At 64.6% G+C, this 15,843-nt stretch carries 16 protein-coding genes; 3 read left to right on the top strand and 13 right to left on the bottom strand.

Translation table 11 applies throughout. The features are described from left to right. Positions 1 to 77: 77 nt before the first annotated feature. The 6 genes from IVB19_RS08890 to glpD are packed head-to-tail and all read right to left on the bottom strand — an operon-like array spanning position 78 to position 5,911. Positions 78 to 407, bottom strand: coding sequence for a DUF2160 domain-containing protein (locus IVB19_RS08890; RefSeq protein WP_018454978.1), 330 nt, complete (start codon positions 405 to 407; stop codon positions 78 to 80). 11 nt (positions 408 to 418) lie between these two features. After that, positions 419 to 1,225 carry a carbohydrate ABC transporter permease gene (locus IVB19_RS08885; protein ID WP_018454979.1) on the bottom strand — a complete coding sequence of 269 codons (807 nt, stop codon included), beginning with the start codon at positions 1,223 to 1,225 and terminating at the stop codon, positions 419 to 421. Then, positions 1,225 to 2,127, bottom strand: coding sequence for a carbohydrate ABC transporter permease (locus IVB19_RS08880; RefSeq protein WP_018454980.1), 903 nt, complete (start codon positions 2,125 to 2,127; stop codon positions 1,225 to 1,227). The genes IVB19_RS08885 and IVB19_RS08880 overlap by 1 nt, the downstream gene beginning before the upstream one ends. Further along, positions 2,127 to 3,212 (bottom strand): ABC transporter ATP-binding protein, encoded by a 1,086-nt coding sequence (locus tag IVB19_RS08875; RefSeq protein ID WP_247821329.1) that lies wholly within the window; start codon positions 3,210 to 3,212, stop codon positions 2,127 to 2,129. The genes IVB19_RS08880 and IVB19_RS08875 overlap by 1 nt, the downstream gene beginning before the upstream one ends. A 12-nt stretch (positions 3,213 to 3,224) precedes the next feature. After that, on the bottom strand, positions 3,225 to 4,364 hold the full coding sequence (locus IVB19_RS08870) for an ABC transporter ATP-binding protein (protein WP_018454982.1): 1,140 nt from the start codon (positions 4,362 to 4,364) through the stop codon (positions 3,225 to 3,227). Further along, a complete protein-coding gene (gene glpD, locus IVB19_RS08865) occupies positions 4,361 to 5,911 on the bottom strand; it encodes a glycerol-3-phosphate dehydrogenase (protein ID WP_085361305.1) in 1,551 nt (516 codons plus the stop codon). The genes IVB19_RS08870 and glpD overlap by 4 nt, the downstream gene beginning before the upstream one ends. A 230-nt stretch (positions 5,912 to 6,141) precedes the next feature. Here glpD and IVB19_RS08860 point away from each other — a divergent pair, with 230 nt between their 5' ends. After that, complete coding sequence (locus IVB19_RS08860) at positions 6,142 to 6,420, top strand: type II toxin-antitoxin system Phd/YefM family antitoxin (protein ID WP_018454984.1); 279 nt, start codon at positions 6,142 to 6,144, stop codon at positions 6,418 to 6,420. Next, on the top strand, positions 6,417 to 6,842 hold the full coding sequence (locus IVB19_RS08855; protein ID WP_018454985.1) for a type II toxin-antitoxin system VapC family toxin: 426 nt from the start codon (positions 6,417 to 6,419) through the stop codon (positions 6,840 to 6,842). Before IVB19_RS08860 ends, IVB19_RS08855 begins: the two co-directional genes overlap by 4 nt. A 2-nt stretch (positions 6,843 to 6,844) precedes the next feature. On the opposite strand, the gene IVB19_RS08850 is transcribed toward IVB19_RS08855, so the two are convergent. Together IVB19_RS08850 and IVB19_RS08845 are read right to left on the bottom strand one after the other, a co-directional pair. After that, positions 6,845 to 7,687, bottom strand: coding sequence for a DeoR/GlpR family DNA-binding transcription regulator (locus IVB19_RS08850; protein ID WP_018454986.1), 843 nt, complete (start codon positions 7,685 to 7,687; stop codon positions 6,845 to 6,847). Positions 7,688 to 7,778: 91 nt separating this feature from the next. Further along, on the bottom strand, positions 7,779 to 8,453 hold the full coding sequence (locus IVB19_RS08845; protein WP_018454987.1) for an HAD family hydrolase: 675 nt from the start codon (positions 8,451 to 8,453) through the stop codon (positions 7,779 to 7,781). Between the two features lie 154 nt (positions 8,454 to 8,607). Between IVB19_RS08845 and IVB19_RS08840 the strand changes: the two genes are divergently transcribed. Further along, complete coding sequence (locus IVB19_RS08840; RefSeq protein ID WP_026232853.1) at positions 8,608 to 9,084, top strand: nuclear transport factor 2 family protein; 477 nt, start codon at positions 8,608 to 8,610, stop codon at positions 9,082 to 9,084. A 230-nt stretch (positions 9,085 to 9,314) separates the two neighbouring features. Here the strand turns inward: IVB19_RS08840 and IVB19_RS08835 are convergent, their stop codons facing one another. The 5 genes from IVB19_RS08835 to IVB19_RS08815 form a co-directional block, all read right to left on the bottom strand. Next, positions 9,315 to 9,506 (bottom strand): hypothetical protein, encoded by a 192-nt coding sequence (locus tag IVB19_RS08835; protein WP_018454989.1) that lies wholly within the window; start codon positions 9,504 to 9,506, stop codon positions 9,315 to 9,317. Between the two features lie 222 nt (positions 9,507 to 9,728). Further along, positions 9,729 to 10,139 carry an acyl-CoA thioesterase gene (locus IVB19_RS08830; RefSeq protein ID WP_018454990.1) on the bottom strand — a complete coding sequence of 137 codons (411 nt, stop codon included), beginning with the start codon at positions 10,137 to 10,139 and terminating at the stop codon, positions 9,729 to 9,731. Positions 10,140 to 10,175: 36 nt separating this feature from the next. Continuing rightward, positions 10,176 to 12,272, bottom strand: a complete 2,097-nt coding sequence (locus IVB19_RS08825; protein WP_247299594.1) for a 3-hydroxyacyl-CoA dehydrogenase NAD-binding domain-containing protein — start codon at positions 12,270 to 12,272, stop codon at positions 10,176 to 10,178. A gap of 2 nt (positions 12,273 to 12,274) precedes the next feature. Beyond that, positions 12,275 to 13,558: an acetyl-CoA C-acetyltransferase gene (locus tag IVB19_RS08820; RefSeq protein ID WP_247821328.1), complete on the bottom strand. Its 1,284-nt coding sequence runs from the start codon at positions 13,556 to 13,558 to the stop codon at positions 12,275 to 12,277. After that, positions 13,558 to 15,825 carry an acyl-CoA dehydrogenase gene (locus tag IVB19_RS08815; protein ID WP_018454993.1) on the bottom strand — a complete coding sequence of 756 codons (2,268 nt, stop codon included), beginning with the start codon at positions 15,823 to 15,825 and terminating at the stop codon, positions 13,558 to 13,560. Before IVB19_RS08815 ends, IVB19_RS08820 begins: the two co-directional genes overlap by 1 nt. Between the last annotated feature and the right edge of the window lie 18 nt (positions 15,826 to 15,843).

The raw sequence follows: 15,843 nt of genomic DNA, 5'->3' as shown, positions 1-15,843 counted from the left end.
GCATGTTATTCCTCCGTTGCAGCGACAAACTTTTTACAGGCCCGGGTTGGTCCCGGATCTGGCCGTTCCTTCGCGGGCTAGACCGTGCGGAAAATGAGTACGGCCGTGGCCAGCGAAATTCCTGATGCGATCCAAAGGCGCGAAATTTCAACTCCGTCCTCGCCGATCGGCAGCGTGGCGAGGGGGTCGGTGCCGGCGAAGGCGATCCACAGCAAGTGGATGACCGCCGCCGTGATCAGGGAGATGAACAGGCGGTCGCCGCGCGTGGTCGGGATGCGCAGCACGCCGACGCGCTCGGCTTCGGGATAAGCCACCCCGAGCCAGGTCATCACAGCCAGCGTGCAGGCGAGCGCGACAAAAAAGATCGCCGTCGGCGGCGTCCAGGCCATCCATGCAATCCATTCCATTTGATGCCTCCCTAGACCCGACCGAGCGCGAAACCGCTCGCGATATAATTGCGGACGAACCAGATCACGAGTGCGCCCGGGATGATCGTCAGCACGCCGGCTGCCGCCAGCAGGCCCCAGTCCATGCCCGCAGCCGACACCGTGCGCGTCATGATCGCCGCGATCGGCTTGGCCGAGACCGAGGTCAGCGTGCGCGCGAGCAGCAGCTCGACCCAGGAGAACATGAAGCAGAAGAAGGCGGCGACGCCGATGCCGCTCGCAATCAGCGGCACCAGGATCTTGATGAAGAAGCGCGGGAAGGAATAGCCGTCGAGGAAGGCGGTCTCGTCGATCTCGCGCGGCACGCCGGAGACGAAGCCTTCCAGGATCCACACCGCCAGCGGGACGTTGAAGATGCAGTGCGCGAGCGCGACCGCCCAGGGCGTATCGAACAGCCCGATCGCCGAATAGAGATTGAAGAACGGCAGGGCATAGACCGCGGCCGGCGCCATGCGGTTCGAGAGCAGCCAGAAGAACAGATGCTTGTCGCCGAGGAAACGGTAGCGCGAGAACGCGTAGGCCGCCGGCAGCGCCACCGAGATCGAGATGATGGTGTTGAGGACGACATATTCCAACGAGTTGATATAGCCGGAATACCAGCTCTCATCGGTGAAGATGCGCTTGTAGTGCTGGAGCGTCGGCGCGTGCGGCCACAGCGTCATCGTCGAGACGATCTCGGCGTTGGTCTTGAAGCTCATGTTGACGAGCCAGTAGATCGGCAACAGCAGGAAGATCAAAAACAGCGCCATGATGAGGCGACGGCCGGGGATCGAGTGCATCACACGGCTCCTTCCTGCGGCTTCCGATCGCTGCCGGCGTTGGTCATGACGGTGTAGAAGATCCAGCAGACGATCAGGATGATGAGGTTGTAGACCAGCGACAGCGCGGCGGCCTTGCCGAGGTCGAACTGGCCGAGCGCGATCTTGACCAGCTCGATCGACACGAAAGTCGTCGAATTGCCGGGCCCCCCACCAGTCACCACGAACGGTTCGGTGTAGATCATGAAACTGTCCATGAAGCGCAGCAGCACCGCGATCAGCAGCACGCGGTTCATCTTCGGCAGCTGGATCGCCTTGAACACGGCCCAACGCGAGGCGCCATCGATCTGCGCCGCCTGGTAATAAGCCTCCGGGATCGACTTAAGTCCGGCATAGCACAGCAGCGCGACCAGGCTGGTCCAGTGCCAGACGTCCATCACGATGACCGTGACCCAGGCGTCGATGTCGTTGGAGACGTAATTATAATCGATGCCGGTCGCATTGAGGACATAGCCGAGCAGGCCGATGTCGGGACGGCCAAAGATCTGCCAGATCGTGCCGACCACGTTCCACGGGATCAGCAGCGGCAACGCGAGGATGACGAGGCAGGCCGCAACCGTCCAGCCCTGGCGCGGCATCGAGAGCGCGACGACGATGCCGAGCGGCACCTCGATCGCGAGGATCACCAGCGAGAAGAACAGATTGCGGCCGAGCGAAGCCAGGAAGCGGCCGCCGAGGTCGGTCGAAGGATCGAGCAATTCCTTGAACCAGCCGACACCGTTCCAGAAGAACTGGTTGTTGCCGAAGGTGTCCTGCATCGAATAGTTCACCACCGTCATCAACGGCAGCACTGCCGAGAAGGCGACGACCAGGAACACCGGCAGCACCAGGAACCAGGCTTTTTGGTTGATAGTCTTGTCCATCAGGCGGCTCCCTCCACCAGAAGGCTGTCGGCATAGACGTGGACGTGCGACGGATCGAATTTCAGGCCGGCCGTGCCGTCCGGGCTGGTGAAGCCGGCCGGCGCGCGCGCCGCGAGCTTGGCGTCACCGAGCCGCGCGCGCGCGAAGCGGATGCGGCCGAGGTCGTCGACGCGTTCGATCTTCGCACTGAGCAGGCCGGGCGCCGGCGCGACGGCCTCAACGAATTCCGGACGGACGCCGATCTCGATCTTCGCGCCAGCAGGCAGCTTGTCGTAGCTGCGGTTGAGCGCGATCACATGACCGCCGATCTTGGCCTCACGGCCCCTCACCTCGGCCGGCAGGATGTTCATGCCGGGCGAGCCGATGAAATAGCCGACGAACGTGTGCGCCGGCTTGTCGAACAACTCGGCCGGCGTGCCGCTCTGCACCACGCGGCCGTCATGCATGACCACCACGGTGTCGGCGAAGGTCAGCGCCTCGGTCTGGTCGTGGGTGACGTAGATCATCGTCAGGTCGAGCTCGCGATGCAGCGCCTTCAACTTGGAGCGGAGCTGCCATTTCAGCTCGGGGTCGATCACGGTGAGCGGCTCGTCGAACAGCACGGCGGCAACGTCGGAGCGTACCAGGCCGCGGCCGAGCGAGATCTTCTGCTTGGCATCGGCCGTGAGCCGCGTCGCCTTGCGGTTCAGATAGGGCTCGAGGTCGAGCAAGCGGCCGATCTCGGCGACCCGCTTGTCGATCTCAGCCTTCGGCACGCCGCGGTTCTTCAGAGGGAACGCCAAATTTTGCCCCACCGTCATGGTGTCGTAGATCACCGGAAACTGGAACACCTGGGCGATGTTGCGCTTCTGGGTTGACAGCGGTGTGATGTCCTCGCCGTCGAACAGGATTTTCCCCCGCGACGGCGTGATGATGCCGGAGATGAGGTTGAGCAGCGTGGTCTTGCCGCAGCCGGACGGCCCGAGCAGCGCATAGGCGCCGCCCTGCCGCCAGGTCATGGTGACAGGCTTGAGAGCAAAGCTGTCCTGCGGGGCATCATTGCCGCCGTAGGAGTGGGCGAGATCGACGAGGTCAATGCGGGCCATGTCGCATCCCCCTCAGGCTTTTTTCTTTGACGCGTTTTCTTCACGCGAACCGCTCGGCACTTCGCTTGAAAACGCTATGGGACCGGGTGCCGCGACCAGCCGGTCGGCAGCATCGAAAACGAACACGTCGTTGGGATCGAGCACGGCATCGAGCGTCTGGCCGGGCTCGAATTCGTGCACGCCGTGCAGCACCGCCACCCAGTTCGATCCGTCGCGGGTCAGATGCACGAAACTCTCCGAACCGGTGATCTCGGTCACCGTTACCGTCGCATGGAAGGCGTGGCGGTCAGTCTCGCCATTGGCAAGTGCGAGCTGATGGGCGCGAAATCCGACGCGATAGGCGCCGTCCGCGAGCGAGGAATAGAGACCGGACGCCGGCGCGGCAATGCCGCCCGCATATTGCACGGAACCGTTCTTCTTCTCGATGCCGACGAGATTCAGCGGCGGATCGGAGAACACCTGCGCGACCCGCAAGGTCTGCGGATGACGGTAGACCTTTGGAGTCTCGCCGATCTGGAGCGCCTCTCCCTGCCACATGCACACCGTGTTGCCGCCGAGCAGCAGCGCCTCGGTCGGCTCGGTGGTGGCATAGACGAAGATCGCGCCGGAGGCCTCGAAGATGCGCGGCAGCTCGGTGCGCAGTTCCTCGCGCAGCTTGTAGTCGAGATTGGCGAGCGGCTCGTCGAGCAGCACGAGGTCGGCGCCCTTCACCAGCGCGCGCGCCATCGCAGTTCGCTGCTGCTGGCCGCCGGAAAGCTGGAGCGGCGTGCGCTTCAGGAACGGCTCGAGCCGGAGCAGCCGGGCGGCTTCCGCAACGCGCGCCTCGATTTCGGCGCGCGGCTTGCCCTGCACGCGCAAAGGCGAAGCGATGTTCTCGTAGACCGACAGCGAGGGGTAGTTGATGAACTGCTGATAGACCATGGCGACCGAGCGCTGGCGCACGTCGACCCCGGTGACGTCCTTGCCGTTGACCAGCAGCTTGCCCGATGTCGGTTTGTCCAGGCCAGCGAGCAGCCGCATGATCGAGGTCTTGCCCGACAGCGTCGGCCCGAGCAGCACGTTGAGCGTGCCGCTCTCGAGCGTCAGCGAGACGTCGCGGATGTGTGGGACCCCGTCGACAGTCCGGGTCACGTGATCGAGTGTCACCGTCATGAGCGTCCTCCGGCTTCCAGCAGGGGACTTTGCTGCACGGCGTGGGTCCTGATCCAGTCGTCCAGCGCCGCGATCTCGTCGGCACTTAGTCGCAGGCCGAGCTTGGAACGGCGCCAGACGATATCTTCGGCGGTGACGGCCCATTCGTTGGCGATGAGATAGCGGACTTCGCGCTCGGTCAGCGTCGCACCGAAGGCCTGGCCGAGATCGACCGCCGATTTCGCATCCCCAAGCAGCTTGATCGCCCTCGTGCCATAGGCGCGCGCCAGGCGCCGCGCATGCTCGTGGCTGAGGAAAGGATAGCCGCGCTGAAGCTCGGCGATCAGGCCGTCGACATCGGACACGCCCATGTCGCCGCCGGGCAGCGGCCATTTGCCGGTCCAGCCTTCGCGTGCTTTCGCACTGCGAAGATAGGGCGCGAGCCGCTCCAGCGCCTCCTCGGCGAGACGGCGATAGGTCGTGATCTTGCCGCCATAGATCGACAGCAGCGGCACGCCGCCGGGCGTGTCGAGTTCGAACACATAGTCGCGCGTCGCGGCCTTGGCTTCGCTGGCCCCGTCGTCATAGAGCGGACGTACGCCGGAGTAGGTCCAAACCACGTCATCGGGCGTGACAGGCTTGGCCAGATATTCGCTCGCCGCCGTGCAGAGATACTGGATCTCTTCGGCCGTCGCCTTCACCTTGGCGGGATCGCCGTCATAGTCGCGGTCGGTGGTGCCGATCAGCGTAAAATCGTCCTGATAGGGAATGACGAAGATGATGCGGCCATCTGCATTCTGGAACATGTAGGCGCGGTCGTGGTCGTAGAGTTTTTTCACGACGATGTGCGAGCCCTGCACCAGGCGCACCTTGGCTTTCGCGTTGACGCCGGCGCCGCGGCCGAGCACATCCTCGACCCAGGGCCCGCCGGCATTGACAACCGCACGGGCCTGGATCGACGAGCGCGCGCCTGTCAGCGTGTCGATCATGCTGACGGTCCAGATGCCGTCTGACTGTTTGATATCCGTCGCGCGAGTGCGGGTGCGGATCTCGGCGCCCTTGTCGGCGGCATCGCGTGCGTTGAGCACGACGAGACGGGCGTCGTCGACGAAGCAGTCGGAATATTCGAACGCGCGGCCGTAGCGGTTCGGGATCAGCGGGCGGCCGACCTCGTCGCGTCGGAGGTCAACCGAGCGCGTCGCCGGCAACAGATGACGGCCACCGATGTGGTCATAGAGAAAGAGGCCGAGGCGCAGCAGCCAGGCTGGCCGCAGGCCCGCATGGTGCGGCAAAACGAAACGCAGGGGGCGAATGATGTGCGGCGCGATGCCCCAGAGAATCTCGCGCTCGATCAGCGCCTCGCGAACCAGCCGGAACTCGTAATATTCGAGATAGCGCAGGCCGCCATGCACCAGCTTGGTCGACCAGGACGACGTCCCGCTCGCCAGATCGTTCATTTCGCACAGGAAAACCGTGTTGCCGCGGCCCACCGCGTCGCGCGCGATGCCGCAGCCGTTAACACCGCCTCCGATAATGGCGAGGTCGAAAATACGATCCAACAGACGCATCCCCCGGCGACCGCCCGTTCAATCGAGCGGTTACTTTCGCTTTTGATTAGATCACACCAGAAAACGAAAGCAAGATGAAAGAGGAGAGAAACGAAGTGAAAGCGGAACTTTTAAGCGGGCACACGGGGGGCGAAATAGGCAGTTCAGGAGGGATTTGAGCGGCATTATTGCTCTTGAAAAGTCGTCGATGACCCTTATTAGTAAGAATAGTCATATTGGTCGTTGTTTGCATGACGGAACACACTGCACCAGATTCACCAGCGACGGACTCGTGGACGCTTGCCAACGCCAAGGCCCGGCTCTCCGAGGTGATCGATCGTGCCCAAGCCGGCCCGCAAATCATCACCCGACACGGCAAGCCCAACGCGGTGATCGTTTCCGTCGAGGAATGGGCGCGCAAGACGGCGCGCAAAGGTACCTTGGCCGAATTCCTGCTGGCTTCGCCGCTGCGCAGCGGCGACCTCGAGCTTGAACGCGTTCACGACGCGCCGCACGACGAGCTGCCGTGAATCTACTGCTCGACACCAACGTGTTGTCGGAGGTCCAGAGGCCCGCCCCTTCGCCGAAAGTCTTGTCATGGCTTGATACGATCGACGAGGATCGTGCGTTCATCAGCGCGGCATCGATCGCCGAGCTTCGTCGCGGCATCGCGTTGCTGGAGGACGGCCGTCGCCGTGCAGCACTGGCCGCCTGGCTTGCCCGCGATCTGCCGGAGCGTTTTGCCGGGCGCACACTGCCGATCGACCACGCGGTCGCGGAACGCTGGGGTGACCTGATGGCTCAGAGTCGCAGAAGCGGTCTCGCATTGTCTGTCATGGACGGCTTCTTTGCCGCGACCGCGCTGGCAAACAACCTCATGCTCGTCACGCGCAATGTGAAGGATTTTGCGGTATTCGGCGTGCCGCTGCTGAACCCGTGGGACAACCCATAGTCCTACCTCAGCCGCACCACCGGCGCGGCCTCGGGCGCTTCTTGTGCCTCGGCCTGAGCCTCATCGACGTCCGCCCCCTTCGGCATCGCGGCCATCACCTCGATGCCCTTGCCGTGGCAGATGGTGGCGAGGCGCTCTGGCAATTCCTGGTCGGTGACGAAGGTCTGGATCTGGCTGATATGCGCGATGCGGACCGGCGCGCTGCGCCGGAGCTTGGTGGAATCAGCGACCAGCATGACGCTGCGGGCGTTGGCGATGATGGCCTGCGCCACCTGCACCTCGCGATAGTCGAAGTCGAGCAGCGCGCCCTCCTCGTCGATCGCGGACGCTCCGATGATGGCATAGTCGACCTTGAACTGGCCGATCAGCTGCGTCGCGGTCGAGCCGACCACCGCGCCGTCGGCGCGCCGCACCGTGCCGCCGGCGACCACCACCTCGATGCGGGGATGACGATAGAGCAGCATGGCGACGTTCAGATTGTTGGTGATAACGAGGAGGTCCTCGTGCGAGGTCAGCGCGCTCGCGACCTCCTCGGTCGTGGTGCCGATGTTGATGAAGAGCGAGCAGCCGTTCGGGATCAGCGAGGCGGCCGCGGCTCCAATCGCCTTCTTCTCGTCGGCGGCGACGAAGCGCCGCGCCTCGTAGGCGAGGTTTTCGACGCCGGATGCGATGATGGCGCCGCCATGAATGCGGGTCAGCGAGCGCCGCTCACAGAGGTCGTTGAGATCCTTGCGGATGGTCTGCGCCGAGACCTCGAACCGGCGCGCCAGCTCCTCGACCATGACGCGGCCCGAGGCTCGCGCGATGTTGAGGATTTCGGCTTGGCGATGGGTCAGTCCGGTCACGGCGATGGCCTCAAGTCAGGAAGCTGCATGGTGCGGCGGTTCGCGCGCTCGGTCAATGCGCGCGCCGATCACGGTTAACGGACCAAGGTCCTCACCACGCCATTGCGGCGGCGAGACGCGCCAGCAGCTCCGGATCGTCGAAGGCGCTGGCGGAGGCGATGGCCCCGGCGGCGACGAGATCAGCATGGCTGAGGCTGGTCCGGATACCGATGGTCGGAATGCCGGCCGCTGCGGCCGATTGCACGCCGGTGCGGGAGTCCTCGAACGCGATCGAGGCCATGGCGCTGGCGCCGGCAAAGCGCAACCCTTCCTGATAAGGCAGCGGATGCGGCTTGCCGTGCAACAGCTCGGCACCGATCACGAGCGCCTTGAAGCGGTGCGTGATGCCGAGGCCGGACAGCAGCAGCTCCGCATTGAGCCGCGGGGCATTGGTCACGGCAACCATGGGAATACCGGCCGCATCCGCCCTGTCGAGCAGCGCCATCAGGCCCGGCAGCGGCTCGATCTGCCCGGCAACAAGCGTGCGGAAGACTTCCTCCTTCTCATCGAGGATCAAGGCACGCCGTTCGGGCGCCTCGTCGGGCAGAAAACGCTCGCCGATCGATACATTCGCGAAGCCTTGCAGCTCTCTGGAGAAGCGCGCGTGATCGAAGACGTGGCCGCGAGGGCCGAGCACCAGATTGAACGCCTTCAAGTGCAGCGGATCGGTGTTGGCGAGCGTACCGTCGATGTCGAACAGCAACGCCCTGCCGATAGCCTCGATCATGTCCGTACTTTCCCGAATATATGACGCATCAATACGAAAGCCGTATCAATACAGCGTCAATCGCGCAATGACGCACGTGCATGACCAATACGCGACCCTCGACAAAGTCGCGTGCGACTGCAACACTCCATGCAAGACCAAAAAGGAGGAAACGATGACGATCAACCGACGCGATCTCGCTCTCTCGACTCTTGCCGTCCCAGCTCTTGCCGTCTCCACTCTTGCAGTTTCAGCGCTCACGACACCGGTGCTGGCGGCCTCGGCCGACGAGGAAGCCGTGGCGAAGAAGGTCGAGGCGTTCCGTCTCGCCCAGATCGCGGCCGATCCCAAGGCGCTCGGCGCACTCTGCGCCGAAGAGGTGAGCTACAGCCATTCCAGCGGCAAGGTCGAGGACAAGGCGACCTTCATCGCCAACGCCACCGACGGCAAATCCAAATTCCTGTCGATCGAGTACAAGGACCCGACCATCAAGGTCGTCGGCCCCGCCGCGATCGTGCGCTTCCACTGGGTGGCGGAACAAGAGATGGCGGCTGATGGGAAAAAAGTGCCGACCAACCTTCACATCCTGATGAACTGGCAGAAGCAGGGCGACGACTGGAAGCTGCTCTCACGGGCGGCGACGAAGTTGTGAACAACGGCTCTTCCCCTCTCCGTTGCGGGAGAGGGTGGCTTCGCGAAGCGAAGTCGGGTGAGGGGTTTCTGTCCGACAACGAATCCTCTCGCATTGGAATTCGCGGAGACGACCCCTCATCCGGCGCTACGCGCCACCTTCTCCAACAAGGCGAGAAGGGAAGGCAGAGTTCGCGGCAAAAGATTCCCACCTCTCGGGCCACACGCGGCCCGGAATGACCCGCGGGAGGACTAAGCCGCTTCCTTCACATCACCGTTAACCAGCTTGCGCGCGGCGCGCTCGGCTTCGCGGGCGTTGCGGAAGAGCTGGCCTTCGAGACGGTTGAAGCGGCTGGACGAGGCGAAAAAGCAGTAGCCTCCCTGGGAACGAACGACGATACCTGCGGTCTGCGAATCGACTTCGATGATGTAGCTGTCCGGCATGGTCCGTGGATTCCTCAGTGCGGGCAAACAACGGCAGTTCTGCCCAAAGGTTCCTGGGCATTTTGACGCCGTTTCCACCCCGGATCGACACGCGACGGAGTACGCCGGGACCTCATCCGTTTTATGACTGGTTCTTGGCAAAGCCGCGGCGGCGGGACTCAGTCGCGCCGCGTTTGGTGTTGCCGCACGCATCAGACAGATGAGGCGCAACGCCGCGTGCGATTACGTCGCGATCGCGGTGTCGGTCGGGCGAACCGGCTGCGGGCGGCCGTGCTCGTCGATCGAGACGTAGGTGAAGTTGCCGTCGGTGACGAGGAACGGTTGCTGCTCGCCGCGGCGCAGCGCCCATGCTTCCAGATGCACGGTGATGGAGGTGCGCCCGACGCGAACGAGGTGGGCGTGGACCGAAACGAGATCGCCGACATAGACGGCCTTGCGGAAATTCATCGCCTCGATGGCGACGGTCACGGTGCGCGACTTCGCGACCTTTGACGCAAACACGCCGCCGCCGACGTCCATCTGGCTGAGCAGCCAGCCGCCGAAGATGTCACCGTTGGCGTTGGTGTCGGCAGGCATCGCCAGCGTGCGAATGCAGAGATCGCCGCCCGGCCCGGCATCGGCTTGCTCGTTCATGCCGCTCTCACTTGAAGATTGCTCACTTGAAATTGCTCACTTGAAATTGTCCCAGCCCGGATCCGGCGCAAAGCGCTCGCCGAATCTTCCGGCCAGCGCGCGCAAGGTGGATACGACATGATCGACGCCACGCGTGCGCGCATAATTCAACGGGCCGCCACGGAACGGTGCATAACCGGTGCCGAAGATCATGGCGCCGTCGACCATGTCGGCATCATCCACGATACCCTCGCGAAGCGCCGCGACGCAGACGTTGGACATCGGCAGCACCAGGCGGTCGATCATCTGGTCGGTGACGCGCGGACCGGTCTCGGGCAACGGCGCCTTCTCGGCCTTGCCGTCACGCCAGACGTAAAAGCCCTTGCCGGTCTTGCGGCCGAGTTCGCCCTTGGCGACCTTCTCGCGCAGCCAGGCCGGCGTCGGCGGCAGCAGATCGCCGAACTTGGTGCGCAGCATGTCGCCGACATCGAGACAAATGTCGAGCCCGACCTGGTCGGCCAGTTCGATCGGCCCCATCGGCATGCCGAACTGCTCCGCGGCGGCGTCGATCAGGCGCTGGTCGATCTTCTCGTCCAGCATCACCATCGCTTCCAGCATGTAAGGCGTCAGCGCGCGGTTGACGAGGAAGCCCGGCGAGCTCTTCACCGGCAACGGCAGCCGATCGATCGCGCCGACGAAGGCGAGTGCCTCCTTCAGCACCTGCGTATCGTTACCGTCATGGCTGACGACTTCGACCAGTTGCAACCGCGACACCGGGTTGAAGAAGTGGAGACCGACCAGCCGCTCCGGCCGCGCCAGCGTGGTGCGCAAATCCTGCAGCGGAATGCTCGACGTGTTGGTCGCGAGGATCGCGCCCGGCTTCATTCGCGGCTCGAGGCCGGCATAGACCTTCTGCTTGAGCTCGAGCTTCTCCGGGACCGCCTCGATGATGAGATCGGCGTTGCGGACGCCCTCCCCATCCATGTCAGGCATGAGGCGATCGAGCGCGTCGCGCACCTCGGTCGGCTTGCGGATGATCTTGCCGTAGAGCTCGGCGGCGCGCTTGACTGCGCCCGCGATCGGCTCCGCCTTCATGTCGGCGAGCGAGACGCGCACCCCCTGCCCCGCGCACCAGGCCGCGATGTCGCCGCCCATGGCGCCCGCGCCGATGACGTGGGCATGCCTGATCGTGTTGCCGGAGCCTGCCGCTTTCTTCATCTGCTCGCGCAGGAAGAACACGCGGATCAAATTCTGCGCGGTCGGCGTCACCATCAGCTTGGCGAACGAGGCCTGCTCTGCCCCGAGCATCGCGGCCTTGCTGCCGCCATGGGTCTCCCAGAGATCGATCAAGGCATAGGGCGCCGGATAATGCTCGCGGGACGCGGCCTTCGCCGCCTCCGATCGCATCCGTTTGGCCAGCAGCCCGCGCACCGGGCCGAAATTCGCCGCACGCGTCAGAAAACCCGGCCGCGCCCTCTTGAGGCGGCCGAACAGCGCATCCTTGACGGCATTGCGAACGTGGCGCTCCTGCGTCACGGTGTCGACGAGGCCGAGCGATCTGGCGCGGCGGGCATCGATGGTGCGGCCGGTCAGCATCAGGGCCATCGATTGTGTCGGATTGACCAGCGCAGTGAAACGCGCGGTGCCGCCGAGACCGGGATGTAGCCCCAGCATCACCTCAGGGAAACCGAAGCGCGCGCCGTCGATCGCGATGCGCGATTGGCAGGCGAGCGCGACTTCGAGCCCGCCGCCGAGGCAGAAGCCGTGGATCACCGCGACCGTCGGCAGCTTCAGCGCTTCAAGATGATCGACCACCGCATGGGCGGCGCGGATCCGCGTCTCCACCATCCCGGCGTCACTGGCGCCGCGAAATTCGTTGACGTCGGCGCCCGCGATGAAGCCGGACGGCTTTGCGGAGCGGATCACGAGGCCGGCAGGGCGCTCGGTCTCGATCGCCGCCAGCACGGCGTCGAACTCCTCCATCACCTCCGAGGACAGCGTGTTGGCGCTGGCGTCAGTGCGGTCAAACAGCAGCCAGGCGACACCGTCGGCGTCGCGCGTCAGCTTGAAGTGCTTGTAGGGACGATCGGCGGCGGGCTTGGGCCCGAGCTCCAGCACGCGGTCGCCGAGCGCGGTCATGATCCTGGAATCCATGGTCATACCGCCTCGATCAGCATGGCGCCGCCGAGCCCGCCGCCGATGCATTCGGTGGCAACGCCGCGCCGCGTGCCGAGCCGCTTCATGGTGTTGACGAGATGCAGCACGATGCGATTGCCGGACGTGCCGACGGGATGCCCGAGCGAGATAGCGCCGCCATCGACGTTGAGTTTGTCGCGGTCGACCTCGCCGGCAGCGCCGTCCAGTCCCAAAGTCTCGCGGCAGAACTTGTCGTCATTCCAGGCGGCGAGGCAGCCGAGCACTTGGGTGGCGAACGCCTCGTTGAGCTCCCAGGTCTCGACGTCCTGGATGGTGAGATCATTGCGCTTCAGTAACGGCGTCGCCGACATCACAGGACCGAGACCCATGATGCTTGGATCGAGTGCGGCCCAGTTGCTGTCGACGATGACGGCCTTCGGCGTCAGCTTGTGCCTGGCGACCGCTTCGTCGGACGCCAGGATCACCCAGGACGCGCCATCGGTGATCTGCGAGGAATTGCCGGCGGTGACCTGGCCCCAGGGACGCTCGAACACGGGCCGGAGTTTTGCGAGCCTCTCGGCCGTCGAGTCCGGACGCACGCCATCATCATGGTCGAAGAATTTTCCGTCGCGGGAGAACGCGGTTTCGACTTCGCCCTTGAGAAAACCTTCCGCCTGCGCATGCGCGAGCCGGCGATGGCTCTCGGCGGCATAGGCATCGGACTGCGCACGGGTGATGCCGAAGAGATGGCCGACGACTTCGGCCGTCTGGCCCATGTTGAGATCGGTAATAGGATCGGTCAGCCCGCGCTCGAGGCCGATGATCGGTTTGAGATAGCGCGGCCGCAGCTTGAAGGCCGCGGCAAGCTTCGCGGCGACGCCCTTGGCGGTGGCGAGGCCGGCGAACCAGCGCACGCCGGAATTGGGCCAGACCAGCGGCGCGTGGCTCAAGGCCTCGGTGCCGCCGGCCAGGATCATGTCGGCATGGCCCTCGCGGATGTAGCGGTACGCGGTGTCGATCGACTGCATGCCGGATCCGCAATTGATCTGAACGGTGAAGGCGACCATGTCCTCGCCCATGCCGAGCCGGAGCGCGGCGACGCGAGCCGGGTTCATTTCGTCCGCGATCACGTTGACGCAGCCGAGGATGACCTGGTCGAAGGTATCAGGCGAAAACGGCTGACGCGCCAGCAGTGGCCGGCCGCATTGCACGGCGAGATCGACCGGCGTGAACGGCCCCGGCCCCGAACGCGCCTTCAAAAACGGCGTCCGACTGCCGTCGACGATGAAAACCGGTCGTGCCATCAGCTCGCCGCCCTTTGTTCACCGAGTTCCTGGAAGAACTGATGCACGTCGCCGGTTTTCTTGTAAATCGGCGACAGCGCCTCCGGCGCAAAATCGTCGACCTCGATCACCTTTGTAACGGCTTCGCGGGCCGCGGCCAGCTGCTCGCCCTCCGCCTGCGTGATCACACCCTTGGCCACCGCATCCTTCCAGTCGCTCAGATGAGCCGCGCGCATGCGCCTGGCGATGGCGTCCGCACCTGCGATCAGGTTGAACGCGCGCTCCAGCCGGGCGAAGCCGCCATCGTCGTCGACATAAGCGAGATCGGGCGTGAGGCGGTCGCGCGCGGCCGACGGCTCCAGCACGAGGCTCGCGCATTGATGCACGACCCGGTCGGAGGGACCCAGCACGCGGGCGCCGAAGGGCTGGACCACGAATTTGAGGATGCCTGCGACGAAGCGGTTCGGCAGATTGGCGAGAATCTCGGCAAGCCGGTTCTCGATGGTCCGAAAGCCCGTCGCCATGCACCATTCGAGCGCGGCAAAATCCTCCTTCTGCCGGCCCTCGTCCTGCCAGCGCTTCAGCGCGGCAGAGAGCAGATACAGCTCGGACAGGATGTCGCCGAAGCGCGCCGACAGCATCTCTTTGCGCTTGAGCGCGCCGCCGAGCGTCAACAGCGCCATATCGGCGCAGAGGGCAAAAGCCGCCGAGTAGCGCGAGAGCTGACGATAGAATGGCCTGGCGTCACCCGCATCGGGTGCAAGCGCGAAGACACCAAAGCTCCAGCTCCGGCCGAACGCGCGCAAGAGTGTCTCGAAGCTGTGGCCGACATGTTTCCAGAACACCTTGTCGAAGGCGGTGAGCCCGCGCTCGCGATCGGCATCGGCAAGCGCATTCATCTCGTCGAGCAGATAGGGATGGGCGCGGATGGCGCCCTGTCCGAACACGATGAGATTGCGGGTGAGGATATTGGCGCCCTCGACGGTGATGCCGACCGGAACGGCGCGGTGGAGATTGCCGAGATAGTTTTGCGGACCGTCGATCACGGCCTTGCCGCCATGGATGTCCATAGCGTCGTCGACCGCGGTGCGCATCCGCTCGGTCGCGTGCAGCTTCATGATGCCCGAGATGACGGCGGGATGGATCCCGGCATTCAGTGCCGCGCAGGTCAGCCGTCGCGCCGCGTCGAGCTGATAGGCAGTGGCGACAATGCGGGCGAGCGGCTCCTCGACGCCCTCGAATTTGGAGATGGAGATGCCGAACTGCTCGCGGATGCGGGCATAGGCGCCGGTGGTGCGGGCGGCATAGGCGGCGCCGGCGGCGGAGAGCGACGGCAACGAGATGCCGCGGCCGGCGGCGAGCGCCGTCATCAGCATCTTCCAGCCCTGCCCCAGCCGCGCCTGGCCGCCGATGACGTAGTCGAGCGGAATGAAAACGTCGCGGCCCCAGTTCGGACCGTTCTGGAAGACCTGCATCGAGGGCAAATGGCGTTTGCCGATTTCGACGCCGGGAAGATTGGTCGGGATCAGCGCCACGCTGATGCCGAGCTCTTCCTGGTCGCCGACGAGATAATCGGGATCATAGGCCTTGAAGGCGAGGCCAAGCAGCGTCGCGACGGGGCCGAGCGTGATGTAGCGCTTGTGCCAGTTGAGCTTCAGGCCCAGCACCTCCTGGCCCTCGAAGGTGCCTTTGCAGATGATGCCGGTGTCGACCATCGAGGCGGCATCAGAGCCGGCCTCGGGGCTGGTGAGGCCGAAGCAGGGAATGTCGCGGCCATCGGCAAGACGCGGCAGCCAGCGCTGCTGCTGCTCCTTCGTGCCGAAGTGCATCAGGAGCTCGCCGGGGCCCAACGAGTTCGGCACCATCACCGTCACCGCGGCGGCGATCGAGCGGGTCGATATCTTGCGCACCACTTCCGAATGCGCATAGGGCGAGAAGCCGAGGCCGCCGAACTCCTTCGGAATGATCATGCCGAAGAATTTTTCGCGCTTGACGAAGTGCCAGACATCGGGCGGCAGGTCGCGCCATTCCCAAAAGATCTTCCACTCGTCGAGCATGGCGCAAAGCTCGTCGACGGGGCCGTTGAGGAAGGCCCGCTCCTCTTCGGTCAGCGTTGCCTGCGGGACCTTCAGCAGCTTCGACCAATCGGGGTTGCCGGTGAAGAGATCGGCGTCCCACCAGACGTCGCCGGCCTCCAGCGCCTCGCGCTCGGTGTCCGACATCGCCGGCAGCACGCCGCGCGCCCAGGAGAAAATCGGCTTGGTCAGGGTGTCGCGGCGGAAGCTCATGGCGGACCTCATGCATCG

The organism is Bradyrhizobium sp. 187 (assembly GCF_023101005.1).
In the GTDB taxonomy this organism is placed as follows: Bacteria; Pseudomonadota; Alphaproteobacteria; order Rhizobiales; family Xanthobacteraceae; genus Bradyrhizobium; species Bradyrhizobium canariense_D.
Note: the sequence above shows the minus strand (reverse complement) of the source record. Positions and strands in the feature narration are given on the sequence as shown.